Below are 17280 nucleotides of genomic sequence, written 5' to 3'. Positions count from 1 at the left end.
CGGTGCTAACCCACTGGCACCCAAAGCACATCGTCGATGCGTGGGGCTCCGGTCGCCAGCATCACCAGCCGGTCAAACCCCAGGGCGCAGCCGCTGGCAGGCGGCATATGGGCGAGGGCCGCAAGGAAATCTTCGTCCAGCGGATAACGCTCGCCATAGATCCGCGCCTTTTCCTCCATCTCGGCGGCAAAGCGGCGGCGTTGTTCGGTCGCGTCGGTCAGCTCGCCAAAGCCATTGGCGAGTTCGACCCCGCAGGCATACAATTCGAACCGTTCTGCCTCGCGCGGGTCATCGGCGCAGGGGCGGGCAAGCGCGGCCTCGACCACCGGATAGCGGTCGAGCAGGGTGGGCCGGCCATGGCCCAGATGCGGCTCGACCCGGTCGGACAGGATGCGGCTGAAGATGTCGGACCAGGTGTCATCGGGGGCAACGCGCAGGTGGATGGCTGCTGCCTGACGGGCAAGGGATTCGCGGTCGGCACTGCCATCATGGGCCAGCGTGGCCAGCAGGTCGACCGAGGCGTGGCGTCGCATCGCATCGGCCACCGATACCCGTTCCGGTTCAAGCATGGGGTCGCAGGTCGCCTCGCGAAAGCGCAAGTGGTTGGCACCCGCCGCCTGTGCCGCGAGCCGCAAAAAGGCCGCGCAATCCTGCATCAAGGTGCTGTAATCCTGTCCGACCCGGTACCATTCCAGCATGGTGAACTCCGGGCTGTGCCGCGCGCCACGTTCGCGGTTGCGCCAGACATGGGCAAAGGCATGGATCTGCGTCTCGCCCGCCGCGAGCAGCTTTTTCATCGCGAATTCGGGACTGGTGTGCAGATACATGCGCCGTGATTGGCCATCGTTGCCGATGGCGTCAGTGCCAAAGGCGTGCAGATGCGTTTCATTGCCGGGGCTGGTTTGCAGCGCGGCGGGGTCGACCTCGGTAAAACCGTCCTCCGCCAGATGGTTGCGGATCCGCGCCTGAATTCGGTTGCGCGCCAGCAGCAGCGGGCGGCGGTCGGCGTGGCGTGTGGCGGACCACCAGGTGTCTGAACCGGACATGCGAACCCTTCCTGCGGTCTTTTTGCGCGGCCTGCGTTGAAATTCGCCGTCAGATGCGGTAGGCGCGCAGACAATCGGTGCCGGGGCTATCCTTCGGCCTTTCAAACCACAAGGAAAACCTGACCGTGAAAGTCATCGCATCCTCGCTGCGCAAGGGCAATGTTGTTGAAATGGATGGCAAGCTCTATGCCGTTCTGAAAGCTGAAAACTTCCATCCCGGCAAGGGCACGCCCACCACCAGTGTCGATATGCGCCGGATTTCGGACGGGGTGAAGGTGGCCGAGCGCTGGCGCACCACCGAGATGGTCGAAAAGGCCACGGTGGACGAGCGGGAATATGATTTTCTGTATGAAGATGGCGAAGGCTATCACTTCATGGAGCCTACCACTTATGAGCAGATCGCAGTGACGCCGGATGTGGTGGGCGATGACAAGGTGTTTCTGAACGAAGGCATCAAGGTCTATCTTCGGACCTATGAAGGCGTCGCGATTGCCATTGAACTGCCCCAGCGCGTGATCGTCGAGATTACAGAAACCGAACCGGTGGTGAAGGGGCAGACGGCGTCATCGTCCTACAAGCCGGCGATCTGCTCGAACGGGCTGCGGGTGATGGTGCCGCCGCATATTGGTACCGGCACGCGGATCGAGATCAACACCGACGATTATTCTTATGTGGGACGTGCCAAGGACTGACCCTGTTTTGCGCGGTCTGATCCCGGCGTAGCTGTCTTTGCGCTGACAGGATGCAAGATGCCGGATCCGATGGTCGGATCCGGCATTTTTATTTGGGATCAGATTTCGTTCGGGATCAGAAATCTTCCCAGCTGTCGCGGTCTGCGGCGGTTGCGGTCTGTGCGGCGCGGGATGAGGACCGGGCGGGGGGCGTGCGTGAAGACTGAAAGGTGCCTGGGGCAGGCTTGCTGTCTGCTTTGGGCGGGCCCCAAGACTGCGCGGTTCGGCTGGCCATCGGACCAGAGGACGCGTCGCGCCGGGTGCCGCTGTTCAGGGTAAAGCGCGCGGTGGTTTCGGCCAGTGCACCGGCTGCCCGGTTCAGCGATTGCGATGCCGCAGAGGTTTCCTCGAACATTGCGGCATTTTGCTGGGTCACCTGGTCCAGATGTTTGACGGCGGTGTTCAACTCGGTGATGCCGTTGGATTGTTCCTTGGCCGAACTTGCAATCTCTGACACCAGGCTGTGCACCTCCCCTACCGCGGATTGGATGCCGGTCAGGCTGCGGCCGGCCTCTGCCACAAGGCTGACGCCGCGTTTGACCTGATCGGAAGAGGCGGTGATCAGCCCGGCGATTTCGCGCGCGGCCTCGGACGAGCGCTGCGCCAGATCGCGCACTTCCGAGGCGACGACGGCAAAGCCACGCCCGGCCTCGCCCGCGCGGGCGGCCTCGACCCCGGCGTTCAGCGCCAGCAGGTTGGTCTGGAAGGCGATTTCGTCGATCACAGAGGTGATGCGAGAAATCTTGGACGAGCTTTGTTCGATTTCGCCCATGGCCGACACAGCCTCGCGCACAACCCGGCCCGAGGTTTCGGCATTCTGCTTGGCCTCTTCCACCCGTGAATTGGCGTTGCGGGCGACTTCGGCGGTGGATTTGACCGAGGTTGTCATCTGGTCAAGCGCGGCAGAGGTCTGCTCCAGCGTGGCGGCCTGTTGTTCGGTGCGGCGGCTGAGATTGTCGGCGGCGCTGCTGATGTCGCCCACTTCGCCGCGGATGGCGGCCGAGCTGTCAACGACATCCGACATCGCCGCCCGCAACCGCTCTGTCGCTTCGTTGAAATCGGAGCGCAGACCTTCATATCGGGTGTCGAACGTCTCGCCCAGGGTGGCGGTCAGGTCGCCGTTCGACAGTTGCGCCAGTGCTGCGCGAAGCGAATCGACGACTTTGCTCTGTGCCGCCTCCATGTCGCGCCGACGTGCCTCGGCCTCGCGCTGATCGGCTTGCTGCCGGGTGACATCGGTTGCGAGCAGAAGATAGGATTGCACCGCATCCTTGTCGTCTTTGACCGGGGTGATGCGCGCATCAAGCAAGGCAGCGTCACCGTTTGGCAAGCTCAGACGGATCAGCCCGTCGACCGGATCGCCCGATCTGAGCCGCCCCCACAGATCGCCGGACGCAGGCTCTTCGAGTGTCAGCTGGCTGCGGCAGTCGCGTCCGGCGATCGTTGCGGCAGAATGCCCAAGCAAGGCGGCAAAGCGGTCATTCGCAGATTCGATCTGGCCGGACTTTGACAATTCAGCGCGCAGTTGCCCCGCGTCGATCGCCGAGAGGACAGCGGCATTGCGGCGGTCTTGCGTGGTCATGCGCCATTCAAGAACATAGCCGGTAAGCACGCCGTCAGTGTCGCGGATGGCGGCCATTGAGACGGCAAACATATCGCTTCCGCGTGAGAAGCCGATGGCTTGCGGCAGACCTGCGCCGCCGCGGCCGGACAGGTTGGCGAGGGCCGGATCAAGGCTGGTGGCGGGGCGTCCGGTCAGCGGCGTGGCCGCGCCCTGACCCGCCGAGAAATGACTGGTCATCAGGGTTTGCGCTGCGGCGTTGGCAAACAGGATGCGGAAATCCGTGTCGGTAATCGTGAGCGCGGCTGAGGCCCCTTCAAAGCCGGAGCCCTTGAACATGCCGACGCGTGTCACCTCCAGCGAGGCGGCGAGATCGGAGCGAAAGCCTTCGAGCGCCCGGGCGATGTCGCCGATCTCATCGTGCGCGGTTCGGCCCGGCACTTCAACTGCATAATCTCCGGCGGCCACTTTGCTGACCGCCTCATTCAGGTTGCGCAGCGGGCTTGAGATGAACCGGCGGAACAGAAGGGCAGCCACAAACAGCATCACCGCAAAAATACCCGCGCCCGTCACCAGGCTCTGCCGAGTTGTCGCCGCAACCTCTGCCGAGATCCGTTCATCGGACCAGCGCGTGACGATCACGCCAACGATCTGCGATTCGGCACCGAAATAGACCGGATGGGCCGCCATCAGGCCGTCTTCGCTGTACAGCAGTTCTTCGTCGTGGCCTGGTTGACGGTTTTGCGCAACCCAAGCGGTAACTTTGGCCAGCAGGTCATTGCCAAGCCGCACAGGCGCATCATCCGTGGCTGTTGCACCCGGACGGCGGGCCTGGGAAAACACAGTGCCATCTAGGCGCAACGTCAAAATCTCTGTCAGATCTTCGCCGGTCAGATCGAACAATTCCTGTTCGATCACGTTTGCCGCTTCGGGCTTGTTGAACCGCAAGGCCCCGCCAGCACTGTGCCCGGACATATTGGTGACCATTCCCGCCATTTCCCGCAATGCGGCATGCAGCATCGCCTTTTTGTCGACGTTGCTGCCAAAGATCGAGCTTGCAACGACGACAGCCACAGTGAGCGCGGTGATTACGGTCGCCTTGAGGAAGATGGACCGCAGTTGGAACAGGGAAGAAAGGGTCATGGGCATCGGGACAATCCTTGGATGCGACAGCTGGAGAAGATGTCAGAGACGTTGAGGTCAGAACTGTTCTGCATTCAGGGCGACCGTGACCGCGCCGATGACACTGCCATCGGCAGGGTCTGTCAGGGTAAACGACACCTGAACCTGATAGGCTTGGCTGCTTTCGTCGAACTCAACCTCGCTGATGTGGATTGCACCGGGGCCATTGGGATAGGTTTCCTGAAACTTCGCCTCATCCCCCTGCCAGTAGTCCGAGGTGGCAGCGGCCGCTGCGACATTGAGGCCAAGCGAATCCATCACGAACACTTCACTGATTTGGCCGCCGGCCGCTTCGATCTGATTGCGCAGCAGGTCTGAGGCAGGGGTGGTCAGAACACTGCTGATGGTGGGTTGCACGGATTTTCCGAGTTCTGACATCCACGCCTGATCCAGCGCGTCGATATCGGCCTGCGTCAGCGCGGCGTGGCGCAGGTTCTGCGCCAGTACGGCAGAGATCAGCTCCGGGTCGGCGGCCCAGGTGTTAAGCGCTTCTGTCGTGAAGGCGCGGGCCTTGTCCTCTGGGAAGGCGCTTTCGGTTGCGAAAGCGGGTAGGCCAAAGGCAGGCAGGGCGCAGGCAAAAAGCAAGGTGGCGGCGAAACGGCGCATTGTGAAATCCCCCAAAGAGGCCCGGTCATCCGGGCGGTCCAGATCACTTAATGGCAACCGGCTTGCCGACCCCTTAACAGCGGAGCGGTCCCTAAAATCCGCATAATTTTTTCGCCTTGCCGTTGCGCGCCCCTGACCCGGGCCTTGGATTCCCGGACGGATCGGGTATTCGGGCCGCTGATCACAGCAGGAATGGGCAGGGCGATGGCGCAGAGGTTCGGTTTTACGGTCGAGGCGACCGATGGCACGGCGCGCAAGGGCGTGATCCGCACCCCGCGCGGCGATATCCGCACCCCGGCCTTCATGCCGGTGGGTACGGCGGCCACGGTTAAGGCGATGCTGCCAGAGTCGGTGCGCGCGACCGGGGCCGATATTCTGCTGGGCAACACCTATCACCTGATGCTGCGCCCGACGGCGGAACGGATTGCGCATCTGGGTGGCTTGCACCGTTTCATGAACTGGGAGCGCCCCATCCTGACCGATTCCGGCGGGTTTCAGGTGATGAGCCTGGCATCCTTGCGCAAGCTGACCGAAGAGGGTGTGCGGTTTGCCAGCCATATCGATGGGTCCAAACACATGCTGTCGCCTGAACGCAGCATGGAGATTCAGAAGCTGCTGGGGTCCGACATCGTGATGTGTTTCGACGAATGCCCCGCCTTGCCCGCGACCGATGCCGAGGTGGCCAAGTCGATGGCGCTGTCCATGCGCTGGGCACAGCGATCGCGGGATGCCTTTGGCGACCGGCCGGGACACGCGCTGTTCGGGATCATGCAGGGTGGAGTCACGCGGGATCTGCGCGAGGAGTCGGCGCGCGCGCTGGTGGACATCGGGTTCGATGGCTATGCGGTGGGTGGCCTTGCGGTGGGCGAGGGGCAAGAGGCGATGTTCGGCGTGCTGGACTATGCGCCGGGCTTCCTGCCGGAAGACAAGCCGCGCTACCTGATGGGGGTGGGCAAGCCCGATGACATCGTGGGTGCGGTGGAGCGTGGGATCGACATGATGGATTGCGTGCTGCCCAGCCGCTCTGGCCGCACCGGGCAGGCCTGGACCCGGCGCGGGCAGGTCAACATCAAGAACGCGCGCCACATGGATGACCCGCGCCCGCTGGATGAAGACTGCACCTGCCCGGCCTGCCGCAGCTACAGCCGCGCCTATCTGCACCATGTGTTCAAGGCGCAGGAAATGATTTCCGGCATGCTGCTGACCTGGCACAACCTGCATTATTATCAGGAGCTGATGCAGGGCCTGCGCGATGCCATCGCGACCGGAACTCTGCCCGCCTTTGTGGCGGCGTTTCACGCGCAAAGGGCGATGGGGGATATCGACCCGGTCTGACCGTCCTGACATCGGCAAGGCGGGGCACGGGGCCGGACCTGTGGCATCCGCATACGACGGCATGCAAAAATTGAGCAAACTGTAAACTTCCACGCGCATTTTTTGCAGCGCGCTGCTAATGTGACGGCGCAGCACCCTGCAAATACGGACAAGTGGCTTGAAATTTCTGCATTGTTTCTGCGTGGTCGACTCGTCGCTTCGCATCCTCTGGGTTGGCGGAGACTGGGATGATTTTGCCTTGCGCAATGGGGGAACGTCGATCCTTGCCAATGATGTGCTGGCAACCCGGCTGACCGATTACATCACCGACAGCGCGACGGCAGGCACGGTTCAGCAAATGGTGGCGGCGGTGATTGACACCCAGGGCAGCCTGCGAATGGATTACCGCTGCGATGGCCCGGATGAGTTGCGCCGCTTCCGGTTGACGATCAAGCCGATGAAAGACGGCCGTGTGATCATGGTGCACGAGCTGCGCGATGCGATCCGGCTGAACCCGCCAATGGAGGTGTGGAGCTATGACCCGGCCGCCCGCGACCAGAAATGCTCGGTCTGCGGGATGGTGCATGCGCCGGGTGCATCATGGAAAGACCCGACCCTGCCGGGGGTGCAGCATCCGGCCCTGGTCTGCTACACGGTCTGCCCGCCCTGCATCACCCGGATCGGCGCGGCGGTGGCTGGTATTCTGGACGGGGCAGAGGCGGGGGATGTGGGAGAGCTGATCCTGAAGCCCGGCTTCAGCCGCACCTGACCGGACAGGGCACCGGGCCGGACAGGCCGCCCGACTGCGCAGATTTGTCCGGGATTGTCCCTTGCCCGCGCAAGCGCCAAGGCGCATCATCACACCAAACGGCTGGCCTTTCCCGGCCACTTGGCTGCCCTGGTTGACACCCCCCCGCAGACTCCCCAGATAGAGGAGCCAGAGAGGGGAAGGTCGGGATGCTGCCGATGGACGGGGCCGTGACCTTCCTGCCGAGATAAGGATACCAAAGATGAGCGAGCAATTTTCGACCAGCTACCCGGTACTGCCGTTGCGCGATATCGTGGTGTTCCCGCATATGATCGTGCCGTTGTTTGTCGGCCGCGAGAAATCCGTGCGGGCGCTGGAAGAGGTGATGCAGGACGACAAGCAGATCCTTTTGTCCAGCCAGATCGACCCGACCGTCGATGACCCCTCAACCGATGGGATCTACCGCGTCGGTGTTCTGGCCAATGTGCTGCAATTGCTGAAACTTCCCGATGGCACGGTCAAGGTGCTGGTCGAGGGCAAGACGCGGGTGAAGATCACCGAATTCATCGACAACCCCAGCTTCTTTGAAGCGTCGGCCGCGCCGCTGTCTGAAACCCCCGGCGATGCCTCGGCCGTCGAGGCGATGCTGCGCGCTGTGGCGGATGAATTTGAACGCTACGCCAAGATCAAGAAGAACATCCCCGAAGAGGCGCTGTCTGCAGTGTCTGAAACGCGCGAACCCGCGCGGCTGGCCGACCTTGTGTCGGGCCATCTGGGGGTGGAAGTGGCCCAGAAGCAGGCGCTGCTGGAAACGCTGGACGTGTCCGAGCGGCTGGAAAAGGTCTACGGCCACATGCAGGGCGAAATGAGCGTGCTGCAGGTCGAGAAAAAGATCAAAACGCGCGTCAAGACCCAGATGGAAAAGACGCAGCGCGAATATTACCTCAACGAACAGATGAAGGCGATCCAGCGCGAGTTGGGGGATGGCGAGGAAGGCCAGAACGAAATCGCCGAGCTGGAAGCCCGCATCGCGGCCACCAAATTGTCGAAAGAGGCCCGCGAAAAGGCCGATGCCGAGGTCAAGAAGCTCAAATCCATGAGCCCGATGAGCGCCGAGGCGACTGTCGTGCGCAATTATCTGGATTGGCTGCTTGGCGTTCCATGGGATGTGAAGTCGCGCGTCAAGAAAGATCTGGCTGCGGCACAAAAGGTGCTGGACGCCGATCATCACGGTCTGGACAAGGTCAAGGAGCGGATCGTCGAATACCTTGCGGTGCAGGCGCGGTCTACCAAGCTGAAAGGGCCGATCCTGTGCCTTGTCGGCCCTCCGGGCGTGGGCAAAACCTCGCTGGGCCGGTCGGTCGCCAAGGCAACCGGGCGCGAGTTCATCCGCATTTCCCTCGGCGGTGTGCGTGACGAGTCTGAAATCCGCGGTCACCGGCGGACCTATATCGGGTCGATGCCGGGCAAGATCATCCAAAGCCTGAAAAAGGCCAAGACCAACAACCCGTTGATCCTGCTGGATGAGATCGACAAGATGGGGCAGGATTTCCGGGGTGATCCGGCATCTGCCCTGCTCGAGGTTCTGGACCCGGAACAGAACGGCACCTTCGTCGACCACTACCTTGAGGTGGAATACGACCTGTCGAACGTAATGTTCATCACTACCGCCAACAGCTACAACATGCCCGGCCCGCTCTTGGACCGGATGGAGATCATCCCGCTGGCGGGCTACACCGAAGACGAGAAGCGCGAAATTGCGCGTCAGCATCTGCTGCCCAAGCAGATCGCGGCCAACGGTCTGAAAAAGGGTGAGTTTAGCGTCGACGACGCGGCGCTGACCCATGTGATCCGCTACTACACCCGCGAAGCCGGGGTGCGGAACCTTGAGCGGGAAATCGCGAAACTGGCCCGCAAGGCGGTGACCGAAATCCTGAAGGGCAAGGCCAAGTCCGTGGCTGTCGATGACGCCAAGGTGGAAGAGTATCTGGGCGTGCAGCGGCACCGCTATGGTCTGGCCGAGTTGGAAGATCAGGTCGGCGTGGTGACCGGCCTTGCCTGGACATCGGTAGGCGGCGATCTGCTGCACATCGAGGCGCTGAAACTGCCCGGCAAAGGGCGGATGAAGACGACCGGCAAGCTGGGCGATGTGATGAAGGAATCCATCGAAGCGGCAGCGTCCTACGTGCGCTCGATCAGTCCGCAAATCGGGGTGAAACCGCCGAAGTTCGAAACGATGGATATTCACGTTCACGTTCCCGATGGGGCGACCCCGAAGGACGGGCCATCGGCGGGCCTTGCGATGGTGACCTCTATCGTGTCGGTGCTGACCGGCATTCCGGTGCGGCGCGACATCGCAATGACGGGCGAGGTGTCCTTGCGCGGCAATGCGATGCCGATCGGTGGTTTGAAAGAGAAACTTCTGGCGGCATTGCGGGGCGGCATCAAGACCGTGCTGATCCCGCAGGAAAACGAAAAGGATCTGGCCGAGATTCCGGACAATGTGAAGCAGGGGCTGAAGATCATCCCGGTCAGCCACGTCCGCGAAGTTCTGGCCGCCGCCCTTGTCCGCCAGCCGGAACCCATCGAATGGGATGAAGCCGCCGAGGAGGCTGCCGCCGCGGCCCGCCGGGCAGGCGAGTTGTCCCAGCTGTCGCAGACCGCGCATTAAGCCTCTGGCGACGTCCGTACCCTCAAAGCGCCCCCGGTCGGGGGCGCTTTTTCATTGTCGGGAGAGTTTTGACAGCGGCGCTGGGGCACACGCGCGTTTGTCAGTGACATCCGCCTGTGAACATGGCTAATCTGCGGAAAAGGTCATCCCCAACATCTGTCAGACGGAGAGTTTTCCATGGCCAGCAAGCCCACAGCGAAACCCGGTCCGAAGGGCATCCCTGCGCCGAAGCCAAAGCTTGCGGCAGAGCCTGCGGCTCTTGCCGCGGCCCCGGCCATCGAACCGACACCCGCCGACAGCAAGGACGAGCGCGCCGCCGCGTTGAAACTGCGTGAACTGGTCACCCGTGTGACGGAAACGACCGGCGGCAAGAAGAAAGGCGTGAAGGAAATTGTCGAGGCGACCCTGACCGCGTTGGGTGATGCGCTGGCCAAGGGGCAAGAGCTGAAACTGCCCGGTGTCGGCAAGGTGCGGGTGGCAAAATCGGTTGACCGCGAAGGCCGGGCGATGATGACGCTCAAGGTGCGCGGCACCGGAACGCCAAAGCCGAAACAGTCGAAAGAGACCCTTGCAGAGGCGGGCGAAGCCGTCTAAGACGCTGCCATCGGGCGATTAGCTCAGCGGTAGAGCGCTTCGTTCACATCGAAGATGTCAGCGGTTCAAATCCGTTATCGCCCACCATTCTTCCGCTTTTCCAAAAAGGCGATCCTTTAAGGGATCGCCTTTTTGTATTTCGGAACGTGGTGCGACCCCCCGGCACGTGCCCACAAAGTCACCCCAAAAGCAGGCTTGATAGCGGCGCGACAAGGCGTTAAACGAGCGCAAGTCGGGTGATTAGCTCAGTTGGTAGAGCGCTTCGTTTACACCGAAGATGTCGGCGGTTCGAGTCCGTCATCACCCACCATTCCCCATCTCAGGCGTCGCGTTTCGCAATCCAGTCATGGTCAGGGTGGTTCTGGAACCGCCATTTGCGCAGCGGGCCGCCCATGACGTTAAGGTAATACATCTCATACCCATAGGGCGCGCCGCAGGGGTGATGGCCCTTTGGCACCAGCACCACGTCGCCGTCTGCCACCGCCATGGTCTCATCCAAACTGCCGTCTTCGGTGAACACCCGCTGGATGCCAAAGCCCTGCGCCGGGTTCAGGCGGTGGTAATAGGTTTCCTCCAGATAGGTCATGTGGGGAAAGCTGTCTTCGTCATGCCGGTGCGGCGGATAGCTGGACCAATGGCCTGCCGGGGTGAAGACCTCGGTCACCAGCAGGCTGTCGGCCACATCGCGCTCTTCCATCGCGATGGCGTTGATATGGCGGGTGTTGGTGCCCTTGCCGCGTGTCAGCTGTGGCACATCCTTAGGCCCGATGGACGCGGCAGCATGGCCGCCAGCCCCCGGTGCGGTGCAGACGGCCAGCGTCAGCCGGGAAGTGGCCGTGACGGCCCAGTCAGAGCCATCGGGCAGGTAGATGCAATGTGGCGGGGTCTTTTCAAACACATCCATCCGGTCGCCGCGCACGCCCCAGTCCTGCCCGCCGCCGGAAAACTGGCCCTTGCCTTCGACAAAGACAAAGATCGCCTCGCGGTCGCCCAGCGAACCGCTGGCGGTCTCACCCGCCTCCAGCCGGTAAAGCTGAAACCCGACATAGCCCCAGCCTGCGCTTTCGGGGGTTATGTCATGCACTTTGCCTGCAGCGCCCTGGGGCTTTATCAACAGCTTGCTCATCTTGTACCTTTCCAAAATACTCCGGGGGACGACAGCGGAGAGGGCCACACATCGGGGGCCCCTCCGCCGCCTACCTCAGATCAACCCGGCTTGCTTTGACAGCCGCTTCAGCGTCGCCAGCCCCAGCGTCTGATACAGCAGGGGGTTGCGTTGGGTCGGGTCTTGTTCCGCCTCGATCACGATCCAGCCATCATAACCCACATCGGCCAAAATCTGCAAAAGCGGGGCGAAATCCACGCCGCCCTCCTGATCGCCGGGCACGGTAAAGGCCCCGGCCAGCACGCCTTGCAGGAAGGAAAGGCCTTCGCTCCGCACCCGAGAGGTAACGGCGGGGCGGATGTTCTTGGCGTGGAAATGGCGCACGCGCGCGGCATGGCGCGTCAGCACCGCCACCGGATCACCACCACCAAAGGCGCAGTGCCCGGCATCGAACAGCAGATGCGTGTGCGGGCCGGTGGCGGCCATCAGCGCGTCGATTTCATCCGGCGATTCCACGATGGTGCCCATGTGGTGATGGTAGACCAGCGTGATGCCTTCGCTTGCCAGATAGGCGGCAAACGCCTCCAGCTTGGTGCCAAACGCCTCCATCTCGGCGTCGGTCAACCGTGGGCGGTCATTCACCGCCACGACTGCCCCGTGGATCGCGTTCGAGGTTTCACAGACGATCATCACCTGACAATCATTGTGCTTCAGCTTGGCCAGATGCGCCTGACAGGCTTTGACCTCGTCTTCCACCGAATGCAGCAGCAGGTTGGTGGAATACCAGCCCGAGATGAAGGTGAGGCCATATTCTGCCAGCAGCGCGCGCAAGGCTTCGGGGTCGTCTGGCCAGCGGTGGCCGTTCTCGATGCCGTCAAAGCCGATCTGGCGACCCGCCTCGTCCAGAATGCGGGCGGTGGGAATGTCGGCCCCGATGCTTTGGTCATCATCATTGGCCCAGGCGATGGGGTTGGTTCCAAAGCGGATCATGCTTGGTCTTTCCGTTGGGTTTCATATTGTACGCGGGCGTCGTTCACCTGCGATCTTGTGCTGACCTCGGGCACCGACACCTCCCACCAGTGGCCGCCATGCGGGGTGCTGGGATAGGGATCGGTGTCGATGACGATCACATAGGGACCGCCGATCTGGTCACGACGGGTGAGGGCGGTTTCCAGCTCGGCAATGCTGGCAACCTTGACCGAGGTGGCCCCCATCGCCCCCGCATGGGCGGCAAAGTCGATGCGGGGCGCGTTGGTGATGTTGGCATGGGCGTAGAGATTGTTGAACTCTGCCCCGCCGGTGCCCATTTGCAGCCGGTTGATGCAGCCATAGCCCCGGTTGTCGGTGATGACGGTGGTGAAATGCACGCCCATCATCGCGGCGGTGGCCATTTCCGAATTCATCATCATGTAGCTGCCATCGCCGACCATGCAGATCACGTCCCGCTCTGGCTGGGCCATCTTGATGCCGATGGCCCCGGCGATTTCATAGCCCATGCAGGAAAAGCCGTATTCCATGTGATAAGCCCCCTGTTTCGGGGCTTTCCACAGCTTGTGCAATTCACCCGGCATTGTGCCTGCGGCGCACATCACCACGGTTTCCATGTGGCCCGCGCGCTGTACCGCGCCGATGACTTGCTGGTCGGTCGGCAGGGCATTTGCATCGCCGGGCACGTCGGTCAGCGGGTCCACGGCGGCGAACCATGCGGCTTTCAGACCGGCGGGCGGGGCAGGGCAGCGGTGATCGGCTAGTGCGACCTGCAACTGCTGCAAGGCCACAAGCGCATCGGCGCACAGCGGTTCGGCCCCATGCTTCATCGCGTCATAGGCCGCCACGTTGATCGATACCAGTTTGCGGTCCTTGTTCTTGAACAAGGCCCATGATCCGGTGGTGAAGTCCTGAAACCGTGTGCCGACGCCAAGGATCAGGTCGGCATCCTCGCACACCGCATTGGCGCTGCTGGCCCCGGTCACGCCGACCGGGCCGAAGTTCAGCGGATGGTCCCATGGCAGCGCCGATTTGCCGGCCTGCGTTTCAACCACGGGAATGTCAAAGCGCTGCGCAAATTCGGCAAGGGCGGCATCCGCGCCGGAAAAATGCACACCACCGCCTGCGATGATCACCGGGCGCTGTGCGGCGCGGATCAAGGCGGCTATGTGGTCCAATTCCACCGGGTCGGGATGCGGGCGGCGGATACGCCAGACGCGTCGCGCAAAAAACGCCTCGGGCCAGTCAAAGGCTTCGGCCTGCACGTCCTGACAGAACGACAGCGTCACCGGGCCGCACTCTGCCGGGTCGGTCATGGTGCGCATTGCACGGGGCAGGGCGGTCAGCAACTGCTCGGGCCGGGTGATCCGGTCGAAATAGCGGCTGACCGGGCGGAAGCAATCGTTGACGGATGCGGTGCCGTCAGTGGTATCCTCGATCTGTTGCAGCACCGGGTCAGGGCCGCGGCCCGCAAACACATCACCGGGGATCAGCAGCACCGGCAGGCGGTTCACATGCGCCAGAGCGGCGGCGGTGACCATGTTCAGCGCCCCCGGCCCGATGGAGGAGGTGATGGCCATCGCCCGGGTGCGGCGCATCTGCTTGGCATAGGCGATGGCGGTATGGGCCATCGACTGTTCGTTCTGGCCGCGCCATGTGGGCCAGGTGTCCTTGATGCCGTGCAATGCCTCACCAATGCCAGCCACATTGCCATGGCCAAAGATCGCCCAGCATCCGGCCAGATAGGTCTGACCCTCATCATTCATCTGCGCGGCAAGGTAGCGCATCATCGCCTGAGCGGCGGTCAGTCGGATCGTGGCCATCGGCTATCCTTTCGCGGCGCGCTGTGCATCCCACAGGGTGCACAGCCGGGTATAGGTTGCGGCCATCATCTCGACCGCCGTGTCTGCGGAGATCGAGCCCGCCATGTAGCCCTCGGCGGCTTCGGCAAAGATGGTGCGGCCAACGGCAAAGCCCTTGACCAGATCGAACTTTGCGGCGGCGGCAAAGCTGGCGGCAAGGGCGTCTTCCGACTCCCCCAGCCCCAGAACCACGATGCCGCGCGTGTGGGCATCGTTGCGGGTGATGGCGTCAACGGCGGCCTGCCATCCGGCTTCCGACTGCATCGGTTCCAGCTTCCACCAGTCAGGGAAGATGCCAATGTCGTAGAACCGCTGGATCACCTGAGCGGTGGTCTGGTCGGTCACCGGCCCTGCCTTGGACGGGATCACCTCCAGCAAAAACTCCAGCCGGTTGCGGCGGGCGGCGTGGAACAGGCGGGTGACGGTGGCCTCTTGTTCGGCCTTTATGTCAGCTGTGTCGTCGGGGTGGTAAAAGCACAGCACCTTGACCACATGGGCCAGCGGCCATTCCGACAGCCCGCCGAAATCGGGGCCAAGTTCTGGTTCAAGCGTCAGCGGGCGTGATCCGGGCCATTCGACCGGGCGGCCGATCCACAAGCCGGTTTCAGCCGCCGCATGCAGCGCATCGCGGCCCAGACGGTTGTCGCACAGGATGCCATAACCGGGGCGGCCCTGTTGAGCCTGCGTCGCAGCTTTGAGACACAATTCCTTGAAAGCGCCGATCTTTTCGGGATTGGCTCCCGGCAGGGCTTCCAGCTGCATCCGGTGGTCAAAGGCAAAGACCCGCATCTCCGGCCAGTCGCCCGTGCGGTTGGTGGACCAGTGGATCTGTTCCAGCGGCTGGTCGTGACGCAGGGCCGGGTTGACCACGCCACGCGCAAAGAAGAACTGCATCTCCTCCCATGATGGATAGGCCGGGGCGCAGCCATGCCGCGACACCGCAAAGGCCCCGCAGGCATTGGCGTATTTCAGCGCGACGGGCCAGGCCTCGCCATCCAGCCAGCCTTTCAGCAGGCCGGACATGAAGCCGTCGCCTGCGCCCAGCACATTGAACACTTCGATCGGGAAGCCAGGACCGGCTTCGCCCTCATCCAGGCTGTCGGGGACGGCACCGGTGAAGGCCACAGCCCCCATCGGCCCGCGTTTGCAGACCAGCGTGGCGCCACTCCCTGCCCGCACGGCGCGCAGGGCGGCGATGGTGTCGGTGCTCCCTCCGGCGATGTGGAATTCCTCTTCGGTGCCAACGATCAGGTCGAACAGGTGCAGCGTGGCTTGCAGCTTGGCAGTCACGGCCGCGGATTCGATGAACCGGCTTTCGCCGTCGCCATGCCCCGCAAGCCCCCACAGGTTGGGGCGGTAGTCGATATCCAGCGCGGTCTGTGCGCCATTGGCGCGGGCCAGATGCAGGGCCTTCATCACGGCGGCTTCGGTGCGCGGGTGCGACAGGTGGGTGCCGGTGGCGACAATGGCACGGGCGCGGGCGATGAAGGCCGGATCAACATCATCCTCGCACAGCGCCATATCGGCGCAGTTTTCGCGGTAGAAGATCAGCGGAAAGCGGTGCTCGTCCCGTATCCCCAGCAGCACCAAGGCGGTCAGCCGTTCGGGGTCAGTCTTGACTCCATCGACACAAACCCCTTCCCGCACCAGCTGTTCGCGGATGAAGCGGCCCATGTGCTCATCGCCCACCCGGGTCAGCAGCGCCGATTTCAGCCCCAGACGCGCGGTGCCCACCGACATGTTGGTGGGGCTGCCACCAATGTATTTCTGAAAGCTGGCCATATCTTCCAGCCGCCCGCCGACTTGTGCGCCGTACAGGTCGACCGACGACCGGCCGATGGTGATGAGGTCAAGATCCCGCATCACAATACCTCTGACACCTTGACCATGCGCCCGGTCGCGATGGATTTCAGCGCGGCTTCGGCAAGGGCAAGCGCCATCAGCCCGTCATGGCCGGTGGTGGGCGTGGGTGCGCCATCTGCGACGGCGGCGACAAAGGCCGCGATTTCATTGGCATAGGCGGCGGTGTAGCGCGACATGAAGAAGTTGAGCAGCGGGGCGGAGTGAAAGCCAGCCTTGTCGGCCAGCGTGATCCGGTTCTCCCCATGGTTTTCCGCCGCCGCCATCCCGTCTGACCCCAGCACCTCAATCCGCTGATCGTAGCCATAGGCGGCGCGGCGGGTGTTGGTGATGATGGCCTGCGTGCCCGACGCGGTGCGCAGGATGACGTTGGCAGAATCGAAATCCCCCAGCTCGCCGATGCGCTTGTCGACCAGCACGGACGCCGAAGCGAAGACTTCCGTGACCTCTTCCCCCAGCAACCAGCGAGCAATGTCGAAGTCATGGATCGTCATGTCGCGGAACATGCCGCCCGACCGGGTGATGTATTCGGGCGGCGGTGCGCCGGGGTCGCGGCTGGTGATGGTGACCATTTCGACGCGGCCGACGCGGCCCGCATCGATGGCGGCCTTTACGGCCATGAAATCGGGGTCAAACCGCCGGTTGAAGCCGACCATCAGCGTGCCCTTGGCGGCCTCGACCGTGGCGATGCAATCCTTGACCCGGTCCAGCGACAGATCGACCGGCTTTTCGCAGAACACGGCTTTTCCGGCCCGGACAAAGCGCTCGATCAGGTCGGCGTGCGTGTCGGTGGGGGTGCAGATCACCACAGCATCGACATCGGCAGAGCCTTCGATGGCGTCGATGCTGCGGATATCGCAGCCATAGGCGTCCTTGATGGCTTGGGCGGCGTCTGGCATCGGGTCGGCAATGGCAACCAGCGTGGCGCCGGGCACCGAGGCGACGGCCCCTGCGTGCACCTTGCCGATGCGGCCTGCGCCCAGAATTGCGAATCTGACGGTCATGATGGTCCT

13 protein-coding genes and 2 tRNA genes are annotated in these 17280 nt (G+C 63.0%); 7 read left to right on the top strand and 8 right to left on the bottom strand.

Annotation, left to right across the window (positions count from 1 at the left end; translation table 11 throughout):
* Nucleotides 1-5 precede the first annotated feature (5 nt).
* Nucleotides 6-1046 (bottom strand): EF-P lysine aminoacylase EpmA, encoded by a 1041-nt coding sequence (epmA, locus tag EEB11_RS11305; RefSeq protein WP_135431425.1) that lies wholly within the window; start codon nt 1044-1046, stop codon nt 6-8.
* Between the two features lie 125 nt (nt 1047-1171).
* Here epmA and efp point away from each other — a divergent pair, with 125 nt between their 5' ends.
* Entirely contained in the window at nt 1172-1738 is a 567-nt protein-coding gene (gene efp / locus EEB11_RS11300) for an elongation factor P (RefSeq protein WP_135431423.1), read from the top strand.
* Between the two features lie 115 nt (nt 1739-1853).
* On the opposite strand, the gene EEB11_RS11295 is transcribed toward efp, so the two are convergent.
* Together EEB11_RS11295 and EEB11_RS11290 are read right to left on the bottom strand one after the other, a co-directional pair.
* Nucleotides 1854-4487 carry a methyl-accepting chemotaxis protein gene (locus tag EEB11_RS11295; protein ID WP_135431421.1) on the bottom strand — a complete coding sequence of 878 codons (2634 nt, stop codon included), beginning with the start codon at nt 4485-4487 and terminating at the stop codon, nt 1854-1856.
* Nucleotides 4488-4538: 51 nt separating this feature from the next.
* Nucleotides 4539-5126, bottom strand: coding sequence for a PDC sensor domain-containing protein (locus EEB11_RS11290; protein ID WP_135431419.1), 588 nt, complete (start codon nt 5124-5126; stop codon nt 4539-4541).
* Nucleotides 5127-5330: 204 nt separating this feature from the next.
* On the opposite strand from EEB11_RS11290, the gene tgt reads away from it, so the two are divergent.
* The 6 genes from tgt (at nt 5331) to EEB11_RS11260 (ending at nt 10763) form a co-directional block, all read left to right on the top strand.
* On the top strand, nt 5331-6461 hold the full coding sequence (gene tgt, locus EEB11_RS11285; protein WP_135431417.1) for a tRNA guanosine(34) transglycosylase Tgt: 1131 nt from the start codon (nt 5331-5333) through the stop codon (nt 6459-6461).
* A gap of 157 nt (nt 6462-6618) precedes the next feature.
* On the top strand, nt 6619-7209 hold the full coding sequence (locus EEB11_RS11280; protein ID WP_135431415.1) for a hypothetical protein: 591 nt from the start codon (nt 6619-6621) through the stop codon (nt 7207-7209).
* A gap of 241 nt (nt 7210-7450) precedes the next feature.
* Complete coding sequence (gene lon / locus EEB11_RS11275) at nt 7451-9859, top strand: endopeptidase La (protein ID WP_135431413.1); 2409 nt, start codon at nt 7451-7453, stop codon at nt 9857-9859.
* Between the two features lie 177 nt (nt 9860-10036).
* Nucleotides 10037-10453, top strand: coding sequence for an HU family DNA-binding protein (locus EEB11_RS11270; RefSeq protein WP_135431411.1), 417 nt, complete (start codon nt 10037-10039; stop codon nt 10451-10453).
* A 12-nt stretch (nt 10454-10465) separates the two neighbouring features.
* Nucleotides 10466-10540, top strand: a tRNA-Val gene (locus EEB11_RS11265).
* Nucleotides 10541-10687: 147 nt separating this feature from the next.
* Nucleotides 10688-10763: transfer RNA gene (locus tag EEB11_RS11260), tRNA-Val, on the top strand.
* 9 nt (nt 10764-10772) lie between these two features.
* On the opposite strand, the gene iolB is transcribed toward EEB11_RS11260, so the two are convergent.
* The 5 genes from iolB to iolG all read right to left on the bottom strand — a co-directional run bounded on the left by iolB (nt 10773) and on the right by iolG (nt 17271).
* A complete protein-coding gene (gene iolB / locus EEB11_RS11255) occupies nt 10773-11579 on the bottom strand; it encodes a 5-deoxy-glucuronate isomerase (protein ID WP_135431409.1) in 807 nt (268 codons plus the stop codon).
* A gap of 75 nt (nt 11580-11654) precedes the next feature.
* Complete coding sequence (gene iolE / locus EEB11_RS11250) at nt 11655-12548, bottom strand: myo-inosose-2 dehydratase (protein WP_135431407.1); 894 nt, start codon at nt 12546-12548, stop codon at nt 11655-11657.
* Complete coding sequence (gene iolD, locus EEB11_RS11245; protein ID WP_135431405.1) at nt 12545-14368, bottom strand: 3D-(3,5/4)-trihydroxycyclohexane-1,2-dione acylhydrolase (decyclizing); 1824 nt, start codon at nt 14366-14368, stop codon at nt 12545-12547. The genes iolE and iolD overlap by 4 nt, the downstream gene beginning before the upstream one ends.
* Nucleotides 14369-14371: 3 nt before the next feature.
* Nucleotides 14372-16270, bottom strand: coding sequence for a bifunctional 5-dehydro-2-deoxygluconokinase/5-dehydro-2-deoxyphosphogluconate aldolase (locus EEB11_RS11240; protein WP_135431403.1), 1899 nt, complete (start codon nt 16268-16270; stop codon nt 14372-14374).
* Nucleotides 16270-17271, bottom strand: a complete 1002-nt coding sequence (gene iolG, locus EEB11_RS11235) for an inositol 2-dehydrogenase (RefSeq protein WP_135431401.1) — start codon at nt 17269-17271, stop codon at nt 16270-16272. The genes EEB11_RS11240 and iolG overlap by 1 nt, the downstream gene beginning before the upstream one ends.
* Nucleotides 17272-17280 lie beyond the last annotated feature (9 nt).

Source organism: Pseudotabrizicola sediminis (assembly GCF_004745575.1).
GTDB classification, from domain to species: domain Bacteria; phylum Pseudomonadota; class Alphaproteobacteria; order Rhodobacterales; family Rhodobacteraceae; genus Pseudotabrizicola; species Pseudotabrizicola sediminis.
This window is presented reverse-complemented; position numbering and strand designations above follow the sequence as displayed.